This is a genomic window from Sphingomonas sp. CFBP 8760 (assembly GCF_014841615.1).
Classification (GTDB): domain Bacteria; phylum Pseudomonadota; class Alphaproteobacteria; order Sphingomonadales; family Sphingomonadaceae; genus Sphingomonas.
In genome coordinates, this window is record NZ_JACYUG010000008.1 from 152,702 (window position 1) to 168,814 (window position 16,113).

Here is a 16,113-nt window from a genome sequence, read left to right on the forward strand (position 1 = left end):
CGATCGATCGGGCGCTGGGTGGTCGATGGCGAACGGAACCCTGATCCCCGTTGCCGACCGGATATCATGGGGGCTGATCGTCGCGATGGTGGTCGCCTGCCTTCTCGCGATCGATGGACTGGGCTTTCAGGTCGATCCCGGACGCGCGATGCTTCCCGCCGGTGGACTGGCGATCCTCGCTGCCGCGGTTGCGATCGGCAGGGTCGGTGGCCGCCCCCGTCTGGAGGCAGGGGCGACCGCCTTCCTTCAGATGACGCTGTTCACCATCATCGGCGTGGTCCTTTCCTACGCGCTGGCGGCGCGCGCAGGGCCGCTGTGGGACGATCGGCTTGCCGCGGCGGACCGGGCGCTGGGGTTCGACTGGCCGGCGGTCTTCCACACGGCCGACGGATCGGTCGCGGCGCTGTGGATCGGCGGCATCGCCTATCACAGCCTGACCGTGCAGATGATCGTCGCCATCGTGGTGTTGAGCGCCACCGGCCGGAACGACCGGTTGCGCATCGCCATCGCCGCGGCGATCCTGAGCGGGTTCGTCACCATCCTGATCTCCGGCGTGACGCCGGCGATGGGCAATGTGTTCGACCCTGCCCGCTATCGCCATCTCTGGCCCTCGGTCGCGTGGATCGAGCAGGACATGCTGCGGGGCCTGCGCGTCGGCACTTGGCGGACGCTTGACCTCACCCAACTGATGGGGATCGTGAGCTTCCCCAGCTATCACGCCACCTTGCCGGTGATCCTGACCTGGGCCCAGCGCGACATACGGGGATGGCGGCTGGTCGCGCCGGTCTGGGCGGGGCTGACCATCGTGGCGACGCCGCTGTTCGGCGGGCATTACGGGGTCGACGTGGTGGCCGGCATCGCGCTTGCCGTGATGGCGCTCAAGATCGTGCCGACCCTCGTGCGCAACGGCACGGCATCCGGTACCAGCGGACCGGCCGGGTCGTCCCGTCAGTTCAGCGCCGCATCGATCGCCCCGGCGGCCGAGGAGGCACCACCGGCGGCGTTCATGGCGGCGGCAAGCCGGGACGCCGCCTCCCGGTAGCGCGGCTGGTCGATCACCCGTTCCAGCGCCAGCGCCAGCCGGCGGACCGACGCGGTCCGGGGGGACAGCACCTCTCCCGCGCCGGTCCATGCGACCCGTGCCGCCGTACCGGGTTGTTCGAACGCGATCGGCAGCGTGACGATCGGGACACCGGCGGCCAGCGCATCGAGGACGGTATTGAAGCCGCCGTGCAGGATCGCCGCCGCCGCATGACGCAACACCGCCTGTTGCGGCCACATCGCCCGGACGAGCGGATCGCCGGGCAACCCTGCCGCCTCCGCCGCGCTCAGGCCACCGCCATGCCCGATCACCGCCCGCGCCCCGATCGCGGCGCAGGCTTGCGCCATCAGCACGAACAGCGATCGCCTCGCGCCCTGCAGGCTGCCGAGCGAACAGAACACCAGCGGCCGGCCATCGTCGGGCAGTTCGACGGGTTCGTCCGCGAGGTTGCGCCACGGTGCCCCGTAGCGGAACTGCGGCGGCAGGCTGCGGCGGGGATAATCCAGCGCCTGCGGGCATTGCGCCACATAAAGGCGGGGGACAGGCGCGGCCTCCGGCAGGTTCCAGACCGCACGATGCCTGCTCAGGACATCGGCGACCGGCCGCATCAGCCGTTCGGATACCCGGTAGCCGCCCCGGTTGCGCAACCGGCCGATCGCATCGTCACGGTACCGCCATCCGAGGAAAGGCGGTGGAACATCCTCCTCACCCAGCAGGGGCAGCCCGGTCACGCTGACGATCATCGGCAAGCCCAATGTCTGGGCGATCAGTGCCCCCGCCGGCTCTGCCGAATCCGCGATCACCGTATCGGCACCGATATGGCGCAGGACGGACGGCGCGTGGTTCAGCAGCCGTTCGCTGATCGCCGCCGTCGCCCGGATCATCCGGGTCAACCCGACCGGCCCGGTCGGGGCGGCGAGCGTGGCGTTGAAGCGCCGCAGCGATCGCTCGACCTCGATAACATCAGAAATCGCGGCAAAACCGATCCGGGGATCGGTGACCAGCGGCGCGACGTCCGACTGGTGGACGATCGTGACGCGGTGCCCCAGATCCATCAACGCCGATCCCAGCACCTGCAAGGGATTGACATGACCCGGCGTCGGCGGGGCGATGATGGCGAAGTGCCGACGCCCCGTCATGCCGCCGACACCTTCTTAACGCGATCCATGGGCATGACGGGTTCCGGACGGACAGGGGATGGATACGCAGACGGCGCTGCGCCCTATCGCCGAATTTCGCCACGAACATTAGCGTCGATCAAACCCGGAAAACAATAGATTTTCAGCCGGCTACCCGCCTCACGACGGGCGCCCACGTCGTCTCAACGCCGGCCGGGCGCCGATCGGGCGCCGGTCGCGATCTATATCAGAGAGGATTTCCGCTTGGGCGCCTCCTCGCCTTCGGTGCTGGTCTGTCCCTTGTCCAGCGTATCGCTCGGCCGGCGCGCATCACCGTCGTTCTGATGTTCGGTGGACAGGTTGGGACGATCCGTCTCGGTAGTGGGCTTGATCGGGTCGGTCATGATCGCTCTCCTTGATACCTGAGCCAACGACGCGGAGAATGACGTGTTCCCCGCCTGTCCGTTGATCCGGATCGCCTTACCCGTTCGTCCACCGGCGTGGTGACCGTTCGACGTCCATGACGTTGCCGGACCTGACTTGTTTCAGAACCGGGGGCTATCACACCGGCGCCGATCGATACGCCGTCAACCCTGACGACCGGACAAACGGGAACGGCGAAGCCGGCATGACGATGGCGAATGGAAAAGCGGATGATCGGCGGTCGTGGTGTTGCAATCGTCGGGCGCAAACGGTTAAACGGCCGCCCTGCCCGGTTAGCACAGCTGGTAGTGCGTCCGATTTGTAATCGGGAGGTCATCCGTTCGAGCCGGATACCGGGCAGGGGTATCCCGCAGGTGATTGCCCCCTCCCCCCAGGCGGCTGGCGACGTTCGATCACGTTAACCACTTTTCCGGTTTCGGGGTTGGATTGGACAGTTTCGTAAATAACTTTCCGGTCCGGCCGCCTCGTCGAATGGTAAACCTATCGGCATCCATACGCATCACCATGAAATATACGTGAAATTCCCGAAATCTGCTTTGTCTGACATCTTATTTGCATCGTACCGATTTGATACGAACACAGATTCAACTTACCGTCAGGCTTTACACATCAGCACAACCGAATAAATGGCCTGCCCATAGACCTGTCCAATTCGGCAGGCGTGTCAGGGGGCATGATGAATTTTCTATACAGTGCGGCATTCGGCTTGGTCCTAAGCGCAGCGATGCCCGCGCAGGCGGCAATAGTGTTGGATGGCAACAAGCCCAACGGTGTCATCGGCGACCGGATGGACCAGTGGTATATCACCGCCGATGATTTCACGGTCGGCAGCGCTCAGACGCTGCGCTCGATCAGTTTTTCAGCGTATCAATACAAGCCATCGATCGATACGCTCGGACCGGCCATGGATCAGCGGTCGCTGACCTACTGGATCATTGCGGACAATGCCGGCAAGCCTGGACAGGTGTTGGCACAGGCAGCGGCGCAAGATTTACGCTTCACCGCCACCGGACAGCAGGGCTATCAGGTCGAAAAGGCCAATAATTATCCCCGCAGCATCGTCGAGTTCAATCTCGCCGCCGATTTCGCCGTGGCGGCCGGCCAGAAATACTGGCTTGCGCTGCAGTTCGATGGTCCGGGCACGATCTATTGGGAAACCGCAGATCGACGCGACGCCAGTGACGATGCCTATTTCATCGCCACGTCGTTTAATACCGTGACGGACGTCAATCTGTTCGCGCCGGAAAAGAAGACCCCAGGCTGGGTCAGGACCACGGGCATCTACGGCAATCATGCCTTCTCGCTCGACACCGCACGCCTGTCGGGAACCGATGCGGTGAGCGCGGTGCCGGAACCCGCCACCTGGGCGATGATGCTGGTCGGTTTCGGCATGGTCGGCGCGGTGGCTCGCTATCGGCGGCGTCGGACCGTGGTGCGTTTCGCCTGATATCCGATCGTCCCGATCGATCCTCGAATAGCCACAGGGCGTCTTCCTTATGGATGACGCCCTGTTTCCGTATTGACGCCCACCGTCCCGCAGATCGGTCCTGCTGCGGTCACCGTCGCCCGAACAGCTTCTCCACATCGGCCATTTGCAGCTTCACCCAGGTCGGCCGGCCGTGATTGCACTGGCCCGAATGGGGCGTCGCCTCCATTTCGCGCAGGAGCGCGTTCATCTCCGCGACCGACAGGGTGCGGCCCGCCCTGACCGAGCCGTGGCAGGCCATCGTCGCCGCGACGTGATCGAGCCGTTCACGCAGCGACAGCGCTTCGTCGAACGCGGCGAGTTCGTCGGCGAGATCGGTGACGAGGCCCTTGGGATCGGCTTGCCCCAACAATGCCGGCGTGGTGCGGACCAGCATCGCGTGAACGCCGAACCGCTCCAGTTCCAGCCCGAATTCCGCAAGTTCCGGCGCGCGCGCCTCCAGCCGGTCGCACGCGGCCTCGTCGAGTTCGACCACTTCCGGCAGCAGCAGCGCTTGGGCGGCGATGCGACCGCCGGCCAGCGCGGCGCGCATCCGTTCCAGCACGAGGCGTTCATGCGCGGCATGCTGGTCGACCAGCACCAGCCCATCCTCCGCCTCGGCCACGACATAGGTCTTGGCCACCTGCCCGCGCGCGACGCCAAGCGGATGGGTGGCGGTTTCGGGCGGCGGCGCCCAGGCCGGCTCGGCGCGCGCCTGCGGCGGGGCGGTGAAGAAGTCCGTGCGGCGTTCGAACACGCTGCCCTGCGCCGGCGCGGGCCACGACGCCGGACTGGGGCTGTTGGGCATTGCGGGTTCGGGTTGCCACATGCCCAGCGCCGCACCGGCCGGTCGCTGCGCCACCCGGTGCCCCGCCTCGTCCAGTGCACGCCGAAGGCCGGAGACGATCAGGCCACGGACCAGCGCGGGATCGCGGAACCGCACCTCCGTTTTGGCGGGATGGACGTTCACGTCGACCTCGGTCGGCGGCAGGTCGAGGAACAACGCCACCACCGCGTGGCGATCACGTGGCATCATCTCGGCATAGGCGCCACGGATCGCGCCGATCAGCAACCGGTCCTTCACCGGCCGCCCGTTGACGAACAGATATTGATGGTCGGCCACGCCGCGGTGGAAGGTCGGCAAACCGGCAACCCCGCCCAGCACCAGATCGTCACGTACCCAGTCGATCGTCACGGCATTGTCGGCAAGCGCCCGGTCGGTCAGCGCGGCGACGCGCTGCGGCCGACTGTCCGCCGCCGCGACGGTCAGGACCCGGCGGCCGTCATGCTCGACCAAGAAGGCGACATCGGGGCGTGCCATCGCCAGCCGGCGGACCGCATCCAGGCACGCGGCATATTCGGAGCGGGCGGAACGCAGGAACTTCCGCCGCGCCGGCACCCGCGCGAACAGCTCCTCCATGACGATTCGCGTGCCGGGCGGTAGCGCCGCCGGCCCCTCCGCCACCACGGTGCCATTGTCGACAACCCGGCGCCAGCCATCGGCCCCGGCCGGGCGACTCTCGATCGTCAACCGTGCGACACTGGCGATCGAGGGTAGCGCCTCACCCCGGAACCCCAGCGTCTCGACCGCCTCGATCCGCTCGTCGGGCAGTTTGGATGTGCAGTGCCGCTGCAGGGCCATCGCCAGTTCGGGCGGGGTCATGCCGCAACCGTCATCCGCCACCTCGACGCGGTTGAGACCCCCTTCCGCCAATGTCACCGCGATACGGCTCGCCCCCGCATCGAGGGCGTTCTCGACCAGTTCCTTCAACGCGCTGGCGGGCCTTTCCACCACCTCACCGGCGGCGATGCGATTGACGAGATGCTCGGGGAGGCGGCGTATTGACACGGGCAAGGCTGTAGCCCAAGCGACGGCATCCCGCGACCCCGCTAACCATGACGATCCATCCGGCAGCTCATGTGCAGGCGGTGTTCCGTGGGATGCCCTGCGACCGGTCGCCGGTACTCCGGCGGCATGTGATGGACCTGCGCTCAATGAAGTTGCCCCGTTTCTTCAAATTCATGTCGCACGACATGGCGATCGACCTCGGTACCGCCAATACGGTGGTGTATGTTCGCGGTCGCGGTATCGTGCTGAACGAACCGTCGGTGGTCGCGGTCGAGACGATCAACGGACAGAAGCGCGTGAAGGCGGTGGGCGACGACGCCAAGCTGATGATGGGCAAGACCCCCGGCAATATCGAGGCGATCCGCCCCCTGCGCGACGGCGTGATCGCCGATATCGACGTCGCCGAGCAGATGATAAAATATTTCATCCAGAAGGTGCATGGCCCCCGCAAGTTCGCGCGCTGGCCGGAAATCGTGATCTGCGTGCCGTCGGGATCGACCAAGGTGGAACGTCGCGCGATCCGTGATGCCGCCTCCAACGCCGGTGCCAGTCAGGTGTGGCTGATCGAGGAGCCGATGGCCGCCGCGATCGGCGCAGACATGCCCGTGACCGAACCGATCGGCAGCATGGTCGTCGACATCGGTGGCGGCACCACCGAAGTGGCGGTGCTGAGCCTGCGAGGCCTTGCCTATACCACGTCCGTCCGGGTGGGTGGCGACAAGATGGACGAGGCGATCGTCAGCTATGTCCGCCGCAACCACAATCTGCTGATCGGCGAGGCGACGGCGGAGCGGATCAAGCATCAGGTGGGCTGCGCGAAGCCGCCGGCGGACGGGATCGGCCAGATCATCTACATCAAGGGCCGCGATCTGGTGAACGGCGTGCCCAAGGAAATCCAGATCAGTCAGGGCCAGATCGCCGAAGCGCTGTCCGAGCCAGTCGCGACGATCGTGGAAGGCGTGCGGGTCGCGCTGGAGAACACGGCGCCCGAACTGGCCGCGGACATCGTCGATCAGGGCATCGTGCTGACCGGCGGCGGCGCATTGCTTCAGGGGCTGGACGAGGTGCTGCGCGACGAGACGGGCCTGCCCGTCACCGTGGCGGAGAACCCGCTGACCTGCGTCGCGCTCGGTACCGGGCGCGCGCTGGAAGATCCGATGTTCCGCGGCGTGTTGCAGAACGGCTGACGCCACCAGGCCCCAACCAGACTAGGGGGGAATGGCGCATGGCGCCTGCCCACGACCGGCGCACAGGCTTTTCGCGGCGACGGCAATACGGGATGTTCCTGGGCTATGTGCTCGCCATCGCCGGTGCGGTGGTGGGTGCGGTGCTGCTCGTCGCCAGTACATTCAACCCGCCGCTGTTCGCGGGCCTGCGGATGACGGCGGCGGCGGTGACGGCGCCGGTATCGTCCGGCCTCGCCGCGCTGGGATCGGCGGGGGCGACGGTGAGCGGCGCGATCAACGGCTGGGTGTTCGCCCATGCCGAGAATGCCGCCATGAAGCGCGAACTGGCGATCACCCGGCCGTTGCTGATGCAGGCGCGGACGATCGCCTATGACAATCGCCGGTTGCGGACCTTGCTGGCGGTACGCGACCGCACGGCGCAACCCGTGGTGGCGGCACGGCTGGTCAGTTCCACCGCGTCGAGCGGCCGGCGTTTCGCCCTGCTCGACGCCGGGCGCCTCCACGGCATCGAGATCGGCATGCCCGTGCGTGGCCCGGACGGCCTGATCGGTCGCGTGACGGAGACGGGGCCGAACGCCGCGCGTGTGCTGCTGTTGAGCGACACCGACAGCATCGTACCGGTGCGGCGTACCCGTGACGGCCTGCCCGCGATCGCCGCCGGACGCGGCGACGGGCTGGTCGATATCCGGTCGGTCAACACCACCAATGTTCGGTTCGATGCGGGCGACGTGTTCGTCACCTCGGGGACCGGCGGGCTGTACACCCCCGGCGCCCCGGTGGCACGCGTGATCGCGAGCGGGGCGGACACGGTATCGGCCCGGACCTTCGCGCATCCCGATACGCTGGACTTCGCATTAGTCGAGCGGCCCTTCATCCCGGTGCCACCGCCCGCCGGCCTGCCTACCGCCACTGCCCGATGACGGGGGTGGCCCGATGACCGAAGCGGACAGCAACCCCTTCGCCCCCACCCTGCCGCCCGGCCGCGCCCGCGCCCTGCCCTGGGCGACGGTGATGGCGGGATCACTGGTCACGATCCTGCCCATCGTCGCGACCGTGCCGATCATACCACCCTTCGGCCTGCTGATGTTGCTCACGTGGCGGCTGCTGGCCCGGTTCGCCCTCCGGCCTTGGGCCGCGGCGCCGCTCGGCTTCTTCGACGATCTGGTCAGCGGCCAGCCGCTGGGTTCGGCGGTGTTGCTGTGGTCGCTGTGCTTCATCGGTATCGATCTGATGGAGCGTCGGCTGGTGTTTCGCGACTTTCGACAGGACTGGCTGATCGCGAGCGGGGCGATCTTGTTCTGCCTCGCGCTGGGGCGGATACTGGCGGTGCCGGTTCGGGCGCAGGTCGATGCCGCGCTGCTGATGCAGGCCGCCGCGACGATCTGCCTTTTCCCCGCCGCGGCACGTTTGGTCGCCTGGATCGATCGCAAGCGGGGCATGGCATGAGGCGTTCGCCGACGATCGTGACCGAGGCGATGCAGGCGTACAGTTTCTCGCGACGGGCGTGGCTGCTGGGTGCCGTGCAGGCGGGGTTCGGCACCATGCTGGTCGGTCGCATGGGGTGGCTGGCGATCGCCGAAAACGACCGCTATACCGCGATGGCGGAGAGCAACCGTGTCAACGCCACGTTGGTGCCGCCGCGGCGGGGCTGGCTGATTGACCGGCACGGGGTGCCGATCGCCAACAACCGCACAGACTTCCGCGTCGACATCATCCCTGACCGTCTGCGTGACGAGGAGGCCGAACGGGTGCTGCAGGCGCTGGCGCGCATCTTGCGGCTGCCCCCCGAAGAGGTCGAGCGGGTGCGGATCGATCTGCGCCACGCCGCCGGGTTCCAGCCGGTGCAGGTCGCCGAAAAGCTGGACTGGGAACGGTTCGCCGCGGTCAGCGTCCACCTGCCCGAATTGCCGGGCGTACAGCCGACACGCGGCTTCGCCCGGCATTATCCCGGTGGCGCCGCGGTCGCGCATCTGACCGGTTATGTCGGCGCGCCCACCGCGGAGCAATTCAAGGAGACGCGAGATCCCCTGCTGGTCACCCCCGGTTTCAAGCTGGGCAAGGACGGGCTGGAAAAGTCGCTGGAGGCACGGTTGCGCGGTCAGGCCGGCGCCAAGCGGGTCGAGGTGACCGCGCGGGGCAAGCTGGTCGCCGAACTCGCCACCCGGCCCGACGTGCCGGGCAAGAACACCCGGTTGACGATCGATGCCGGGCTTCAGGAATATGCCGCGCGCCGACTGGGCACCAACTCCGGCTCCACGGTGGTGATCGATTGCCGCACCGGCGAGATGCTGTGCATGGTGTCGATGCCGGCCTATGATCCCAACAGCTTCTCGGACGGGATCAGCCATCTCGAATGGCAGATGCTGTCCGACAACGATCACGTTCCCCTGATGAACAAGGTGACGCAGGGGCTGTATCCGCCCGGTTCCACCGTCAAGCCGATGAACGCGTTGGCATTGCTGGAAGCCGGGGTCGCGTCGACCGACCGGATCAACTGCACCGGGGCGATGCGGGTCGGCACCGGCGTGTTCCATTGTCACAAGCGACATGGACATGGCCCGCTGGACATGAAGGGCGCGGTCGCCCAGTCCTGCGACATCTATTTCTACGAGATGATCCGCCGCATGGGGTATGACCGGATCGCGCCGGTCGCGCGGGCGGTGGGGCTGGGCCAGAAATTCGACCTGCCCTTCGGCAGCCAGCGTTACGGCACCGTACCCGACAGCGCGTGGAAGCTGGCGAAGTACAAGGATCGCTGGACCGTCGCCGACGGCCTCAACGCCTCGATCGGGCAGGGTTACGTCCTTGCCAATCCGCTGCAGCTGGCGGTGCTGGCCGCGCGTCTTGCCTCCGGGCGGGCGCTGCAACCCAGTCTGCTGGCGTCGCAGGTACATCACGATGTCCCTGCCCTGCCCTTCCAGTCCGAACATCTGCAACTGGTGCGGGAGGCGATGTGGGGCGTGGTCAACGGCGGTGGTACCGGCGGTGCGGCGAGGATGAACGTTCCCGGCGTCAGCCTGGCGGGCAAGACCGGCACCGCGCAGGTCCGCCGCATCACCATGGCCGAACGGCGCAGCGGCGTGCTCACCAACGGGCAATTGCCGTTCAAGATGCGCGACCACGCCTTGTTCGTCGGCTTCGCGCCGGCGGATAATCCGCGCTATGCGATCTCCGTCGTGCTGGAGCATAATGGCCATACCGTCCGCAATCTCGACACGCCGATGATCGGACGCGACATCATGACTTGGCTGTTCGATCGCGACCGCGCGATCGCCAGCCTGGCTACGATCGAACCGAGCTGGGGCGGCGACATCGCCACCCGCATGGCGGCGGACGAAGCCGCCTATCGGGCCGCGCACCGCCCTGCCCCGGCAGCGGCGGCGACCAAGACCGATGCCGTCGTGCCCAGCGATGCCCCCGCCGTCGAGGCGGCGACCGATCTCGCCAACCAGACCCAGGCCGCCATGGCGAACGGCATCGATACGCCGGCCGACGAAGGCACGACGGAGCCAAATCCATGAGCCGCAGCCTTGTCCCCGAACCGCTGGCGAAGCTGCCCTGGATGATCCTGCTGCTGGTCGCGGCGATCCAGGGGTTCGGTCTGGTGATGCTGTATTCCGCTGCGGGCGGCAGTCTGCGTCCGTGGGTGATCCCCCAGGGCGTACGGTTCTGCGCCTTTTTGGCGGGCGCTATCGTGGTGTCGCGCATACCCGTGGAATGGTTCAGGCGGTTCGCTTTTCCGGCCTATGTCGCGTTGGCGCTGGCGCTGATCGCCGTCGATGCGATCGGCGAAGTCGGGGGGGGCAGCAGACGCTGGCTCGACTTGGGTGTCATCCGCCTTCAACCATCCGAATTCATGAAGCTGTCGGTCGTGCTGGCGTGCGCCCGCTTCTACGAGATGCTGCCACCGGGGGAGACACGCCGGTTTGCGGCCGTGTGGCCGCCGATCGTGTTGATCGCGATCCCCGCCGCGTTCGTAATGCTTCAGCCCGATCTCGGCACTGCGTTGATGATCTGCGCGGGCGGTGCCACGGTGATGTTCCTTGCCGGCATCCCGCTGCGCCTGTTCGTTGGCGGGGCGCTGGCGGTGGCGGTGGCCGCACCGCTCGCGGTCAGTTTCCTGCTCCACGATTATCAGCGCAACCGGGTATTCATCTTCCTCGACCCCGAAAGCGATCCGCTCGGCACCGGCTATCACATCAGCCAGTCCAAGATCGCGATCGGATCGGGCGGTGTCTGGGGCAAGGGATTCCTCAACGGCACACAAAGCCATCTCGACTATCTGCCCGAAGGCCATACCGATTTCGCCTTTGCCACCATGGCGGAGGAATGGGGGCTGGTTGGCGGCATTGCCCTGATCGCCGCGTTCCTGATCGTGGTGCGCTGGGGGATCGAGGTCGGCCAGCAGGCGAAGACGCGCTTCGCCCGGCTGACCGCGGCGGGGCTGTCGATGACGATTTTTTTCTACGTCGCGATCAACCTATCGATGGTGATGGGGCTGGCGCCCGTCGTCGGTATCCCGCTGCCGCTGTTCAGCAACGGCGGATCGGCGCAAATGACGGTACTCTTGTGCCTGGGCGTTCTGATGGCGATCGACCGACAAAATCGTCGTTCCACGGCATGGTGAGGCAAAAAAGGGTTTGCATCACCCCGAACCATCGCTAAAGACGCGCTTCCCCGATGCGGCGGCCGCCCACCAAGCGCCACTTGAACCGCCCGGATATGGACGCATAGCTCAGTTGGTAGAGCAGCTGACTCTTAATCAGCGGGTCCTTGGTTCGAGCCCAAGTGCGTCCACCAGAGTTTTCAACGGCTTCGCAGTGATGCGAAGCCGTTTTGCTTTGGGCCGCCCCTGACTTTCCCCTTTCCTGCGTGGGCGACCTAACTCAAAGTTCGACGTTCACACGTCCTTCCCAACTTTTCCCACTCCTTCAGAAGCAGCCAGCGCGTTTGCACCGTGCGTGCTGCCAGCTGGTGAAGACGTTGTTCGACTACCTGCGCTTAGACTGGAACTCCGAGGCATGACGGGCTGACCGGGCCCTCATTCGCTGGTATCGGGCGCAGCGCCTTCCCGCAATCTTCGGATCAGCGCGACCTGCTGATCCCACTCGTACAGCACCCGGTTGAACGGATGGGCGAACACGCCGCGTGCCCGCGCCACTTCCTGATGTCCCACCCCGCCTCCACCAGGTCGGCGGCGGCAAAAATAAACTCGAGAGCACCGGTCAGGAACGTGAAAACGCCGCCATGCTCGGCGTAGCTGAAGCTGCCCGGCGTGCCGTGGACGTAGAAGTTGCGGCAGCGCACCGCCTCGTCGGTGACTATGTCCAGGTCGGTCAACCTCGTCACGTTCAAGAACTCATCAGCGGTCACTCCCGCCATTGCGCATTAGACCTCGTGTGAAGGTAACGCCCCGACTCCGGCGCCGGCGTCGACCCACAGCACGAAGCCGCTGCGCGGCAGTGGTGTTGGCGGTGAAGTAGCGCGTCGGCGCTGAGGTTTGGCCCCGCGGCGGCAAGGGCAGACGATGGGGTTCCTTCAGCAAGAGGAACCCTGTCATGGCGACGTTACCGACCGAACTGCCCACCACCCCGCTGCGCCAGCGGATGCTCGACGATATGGCGATGCGCGCGATGAAAGCGCGAACGCAGCACGACTATGTCCGCCACGTCCGCGCCTTCGCGGCCTTCCTGAGGCGCTCTCCCGACACGGCGACCGCCGAGGACGGGCGGCGCTTTCAGGTCCACCAGCGCGAGCACGGCATCAGCGAGTCCGTCATCGGCGCCACGGTGTCGGCACTGCGCTTCCTGTTCGGGGTGACGCTCGACCGGCCCGACCTGTCGCGCAAGCTGGTGCTGGCGCCGCGCGCCCGGAAGCTGCCCGACGTGTTGAGCGTCGATGAGGTCGCACGGCTGCTGGAAGCGGCGCCGGGCATCAAGTACCGCGCGGCGCTCGGCGTGGCATACGGTGCCGGCCTGCGTGTGTCGGAGGTCGCGCACCTCAAGGCCGACGATATCGACAGCAAGCGCATGCTGATCCGCATCGAGGAGGGGAAAGGCCGCAAGGACCGCAACGCGATGCTGTCGCCGCAGCTGCTCGAACTGCTCAGGCTCTGGTGGCGCGAGGGCAAACGGCGCAGCGTCCTGCTGCCGCATGGCTGGCTGTTCCCGGGACGCAGCTACACCGACCCGATCTCGACGCGGCAGCTGCACCGTGCGGTCTGCGAGGCCGCCGAGGCGGCGGGCATCCGCAAGCGGGTCAGCCCGCACACGTTGCGCCACAGTTTCGCCACCGCGCTGTACACAAAGGTCGCCACCCGGACGATCCGGGCGGTCACCGGCCCGCTCGACTGGTTGATGGCGCTGATGGAGGGCAGGACGCCGGCCGGGTGACGCCCAAGTGCGCGCCTCGCTCGAGGTCGCCGACATCTTCCGCACCGCCGGTCCTGCGTATCGCGCTGCCCATGCTGGGCATCTGAGCCTCGACCAACTCAAGGTCATGTCGGCGATAGAGACCTGCCGGACCGCCGTCATGGGTGGGCATGTCGAGGCCTGCACCGACTGCGGGCACTGGCGGGTCGCGTATAACTCCTGCCGCAACCGGCACTGCCCGCGGTGCCAGGACGCGGCCGCGCGCACATGGCTTGCCGAGCGCGAGGCCGACCTGCTGCCGGTCGCTTATTTCCATGTCGTCTTCACGCTGCCCGCCGAGGTTGCCGATGTAGCGTGGCAGAACAAGGCGGCGGTGTATGGGCTGCTGTTCCAGGCAGCGTCCGAGACGATGACGACCATCGCCGCCGACCCGAAGCATCTCGGCGCGCGCATCGGCATCACCGCAGTGCTTCACACCTGGGGCTCGGCGATGACCCACCATCCGCACATCCATATGATTGTCCCGGGCGGCGGGTTGTCGCGGGACGGCAGTCGCTGGATCTCGTCACGCCCGGCGTTCCTGCTGCCGGTCCGTGTTCTCGGCAAGCTGTTCCGCCGCCTGTTCCTGACCCGAATGATGGCGCTGCACGATGCCGGGCGGCTCGCCTTCCACGGCAGCCTCGCGCACCTTGCCGACCGGCGCGCGTTCCTGCGGCACCTGGCGCCGGTCCTGAAGAAGCGCTGGGTGGTTTATGCCAAACCGCCGTTTGCCGGGCCGGAAACAGTGCTCGCCTATCTGTCGCGCTACACCCACCGTGTGGCGATTTCGAACAGCCGGATCCTGCGCTTCGACCAGACCGGCGTTACCTTCCGCTATAAAGATTATCGCCGGGGTGGCGCCGACCGCCAGCAGGTTATGACGCTGACCGCCGACGAGTTCATCCGCCGCTTCCTGCTCCACGTCCTGCCGAAGGGCTTCCACCGCATCCGCCACTACGGCCTGCTCGCCGGTGCCACCCGCAAGGCGCATCTCGAACGTGCCCGCGAACTGCTCGGCGTTGCGCCATTGCCAGTCGATGCCCCGCCGACCATCGAACTCGATGACGCCCGCCCGCCATGCCCATGCTGCGGCGGACGCATGCTCGTCATCGAGACCTTCGAACGCTGGCGACAACCCCGCGCACCGCCGCGTGGCACCAGCGCGACCGGGGCCACGACGCCATGACCCGGCATGGCCCGATCCAGTCCCGCCACGCGATTACCGCGCTTTCGGCGTTCCGGCCGCTCGCGCCGGCCACATCGTCAGCCACATCGACGCTCGCCCAGACCGCAGGTCTTGCCCGACATCCATGGCCAAGGTTCTTCCCGAGTGCCGCATCACGGCCCGCTACGGCGCATCCCGCCCAACAGCGCGCCGACCGCCCAACCACCCGAAAACCGCTTTCCCCATAGGCCATCGCCCGTGGCCCGCGGCCTCCTGCCTTGGAGGAAATCATACACCTGCCGGTGCCTGATTTCCTTCACACAAGCAGACGTTCGCACGCCATTCCTCGCTACCCAACTTCGGCCGTTCATTCATCTCCGCGTTATGGCCGCTTTTGGCACCTGACCCTGCGATCTCGAATGTCGTGATGTGGTGGCAAGCGGAATGTCTGATTTCGGCGGGCGCCACAGGCTATTCCGCCAAGCGGCTCACAATCGTAGACTTGGCGTCACCGTCGCCGTAGGCTTCACCCGGTCGCCTGACCACCTCTGGACGAGTAGGAACAAGCATGTCGTTCGTGAGCAACCGAAGCGCACTAGCTGCCGCATTGCTAGTGGCCACGGCCTCGCCGACAATCGTGCAAGCTCAATCGACCGGGCTGGAAGACATGGTTGGTGCCCGCGCTGGTCAGGCAGAAGCAGAGTTGCAGCGTCGAGGGTATGTCAACACTGGCTCCCAGAGGGGTGACGACCGTAGCTATTCCAACTGGTGGAATGCCAATCGACGTCAGTGCGTGACTATCGCTACGATGAACGGACGATACAACTCGATTACTGCGACCACTGCTCCAGACTGCGGCAAGTCAGCCAATGATCGCGGTCGACCGGCTGCTGATCGGGACGGCAGGAACTATGACAGGTATCGACCGGAACGCTTCTCGGGCGATGCACATCGGTCTCGTCAGCACATGCCCGTGCGAGGCGTGAGCGACACTTCTGAGCTGCAATCGATCTGCCGCATCGAAGCATCGGGTCGGTATGATCGACGGCCCAGTGAACTGACTTTGGCAGGAGTCGTTCGCCAGCGCGATGGTGCAGTCGTTCGTGGCTGGTTCGACGTGGGGAAGAGGACGACGTTCTTCACATGCCAATTCGACCAGAGTGGTAGGTTCGTTGGACTAGATTGATGCGGCAGATACTCGTGTAACTGCGAGAAGAAGAGCTAACGTCGGCTAAGGCTATAACCGCCGGCAAGCGCGTTGACGGCTTCCAATCCTGATTTGCTGCAAGTGGTTTCAATTTCGGAACGTCCGCTTGGCCTAGTAGCAGCCGGCATATCCGCTATGCTGGATATATGGATAATGGTTCGGCTATCGCTGCCCTAGAGGCTGTTATGAACCTACAGCGAGCGTGGTAGCCTGCTTCATCATGAGG

At 66.2% G+C, this 16,113-nt stretch carries 13 protein-coding genes and 2 tRNA genes; 11 read left to right on the top strand and 4 right to left on the bottom strand.

What is annotated here, in order from left to right; genetic code table 11:
• Positions 1 to 25: 25 nt before the first annotated feature.
• Complete coding sequence (locus IFT82_RS12075) at positions 26 to 1,042, top strand: phosphatase PAP2 family protein (RefSeq protein ID WP_192127016.1); 1,017 nt, start codon at positions 26 to 28, stop codon at positions 1,040 to 1,042.
• On the opposite strand, the gene IFT82_RS12080 is transcribed toward IFT82_RS12075, so the two are convergent.
• Together IFT82_RS12080 and IFT82_RS12085 are read right to left on the bottom strand one after the other, a co-directional pair.
• Complete coding sequence (locus IFT82_RS12080) at positions 949 to 2,181, bottom strand: glycosyltransferase (RefSeq protein ID WP_192127018.1); 1,233 nt, start codon at positions 2,179 to 2,181, stop codon at positions 949 to 951. The genes IFT82_RS12075 and IFT82_RS12080 overlap by 94 nt on opposite strands.
• 221 nt (positions 2,182 to 2,402) lie before the next feature.
• Positions 2,403 to 2,564: a hypothetical protein gene (locus IFT82_RS12085; RefSeq protein WP_192127020.1), complete on the bottom strand. Its 162-nt coding sequence runs from the start codon at positions 2,562 to 2,564 to the stop codon at positions 2,403 to 2,405.
• 306 nt (positions 2,565 to 2,870) lie between these two features.
• Between IFT82_RS12085 and IFT82_RS12090 the strand changes: the two genes are divergently transcribed.
• Both IFT82_RS12090 and IFT82_RS12095 read left to right on the top strand, forming a co-directional pair.
• A tRNA-Thr gene (locus tag IFT82_RS12090) sits at positions 2,871 to 2,943 on the top strand.
• 448 nt (positions 2,944 to 3,391) lie between these two features.
• Positions 3,392 to 4,051 carry a PEPxxWA-CTERM sorting domain-containing protein gene (locus tag IFT82_RS12095; RefSeq protein ID WP_244646713.1) on the top strand — a complete coding sequence of 220 codons (660 nt, stop codon included), beginning with the start codon at positions 3,392 to 3,394 and terminating at the stop codon, positions 4,049 to 4,051.
• A gap of 109 nt (positions 4,052 to 4,160) precedes the next feature.
• Here IFT82_RS12095 and mutL read toward each other — a convergent pair whose 3' ends face one another.
• Positions 4,161 to 5,918, bottom strand: coding sequence for a DNA mismatch repair endonuclease MutL (gene mutL / locus IFT82_RS12100; RefSeq protein ID WP_192127077.1), 1,758 nt, complete (start codon positions 5,916 to 5,918; stop codon positions 4,161 to 4,163).
• 146 nt (positions 5,919 to 6,064) lie between these two features.
• On the opposite strand from mutL, the gene IFT82_RS12105 reads away from it, so the two are divergent.
• The 6 genes from IFT82_RS12105 to IFT82_RS12130 all read left to right on the top strand — a co-directional run bounded on the left by IFT82_RS12105 (position 6,065) and on the right by IFT82_RS12130 (position 11,905).
• Complete coding sequence (locus IFT82_RS12105; RefSeq protein WP_192127022.1) at positions 6,065 to 7,105, top strand: rod shape-determining protein; 1,041 nt, start codon at positions 6,065 to 6,067, stop codon at positions 7,103 to 7,105.
• Positions 7,106 to 7,143: 38 nt separating this feature from the next.
• Positions 7,144 to 8,025 carry a rod shape-determining protein MreC gene (mreC, locus tag IFT82_RS12110; protein ID WP_192127023.1) on the top strand — a complete coding sequence of 294 codons (882 nt, stop codon included), beginning with the start codon at positions 7,144 to 7,146 and terminating at the stop codon, positions 8,023 to 8,025.
• Between the two features lie 13 nt (positions 8,026 to 8,038).
• Positions 8,039 to 8,551, top strand: coding sequence for a rod shape-determining protein MreD (locus tag IFT82_RS12115; protein ID WP_192127025.1), 513 nt, complete (start codon positions 8,039 to 8,041; stop codon positions 8,549 to 8,551).
• Positions 8,548 to 10,626 (top strand): penicillin-binding protein 2, encoded by a 2,079-nt coding sequence (gene mrdA / locus IFT82_RS12120; protein WP_192127027.1) that lies wholly within the window; start codon positions 8,548 to 8,550, stop codon positions 10,624 to 10,626. Before IFT82_RS12115 ends, mrdA begins: the two co-directional genes overlap by 4 nt.
• Positions 10,623 to 11,732, top strand: coding sequence for a rod shape-determining protein RodA (gene rodA / locus IFT82_RS12125; RefSeq protein ID WP_192127029.1), 1,110 nt, complete (start codon positions 10,623 to 10,625; stop codon positions 11,730 to 11,732). The genes mrdA and rodA overlap by 4 nt, the downstream gene beginning before the upstream one ends.
• A gap of 97 nt (positions 11,733 to 11,829) precedes the next feature.
• A tRNA-Lys gene (locus IFT82_RS12130) sits at positions 11,830 to 11,905 on the top strand.
• Positions 11,906 to 12,190: 285 nt separating this feature from the next.
• Here IFT82_RS12130 and IFT82_RS12135 read toward each other — a convergent pair.
• A complete protein-coding gene (locus IFT82_RS12135) occupies positions 12,191 to 12,445 on the bottom strand; it encodes a hypothetical protein (RefSeq protein WP_192127031.1) in 255 nt (84 codons plus the stop codon).
• A gap of 218 nt (positions 12,446 to 12,663) precedes the next feature.
• On the opposite strand from IFT82_RS12135, the gene IFT82_RS12140 reads away from it, so the two are divergent.
• Together IFT82_RS12140 and IFT82_RS12145 are read left to right on the top strand one after the other, a co-directional pair.
• Entirely contained in the window at positions 12,664 to 13,497 is an 834-nt protein-coding gene (locus tag IFT82_RS12140; RefSeq protein ID WP_192127033.1) for a tyrosine-type recombinase/integrase, read from the top strand.
• Positions 13,498 to 13,504: 7 nt separating this feature from the next.
• Positions 13,505 to 14,701: an IS91 family transposase gene (locus tag IFT82_RS12145; RefSeq protein ID WP_192127035.1), complete on the top strand. Its 1,197-nt coding sequence runs from the start codon at positions 13,505 to 13,507 to the stop codon at positions 14,699 to 14,701.
• Positions 14,702 to 16,113: the final 1,412 nt, after the last annotated feature.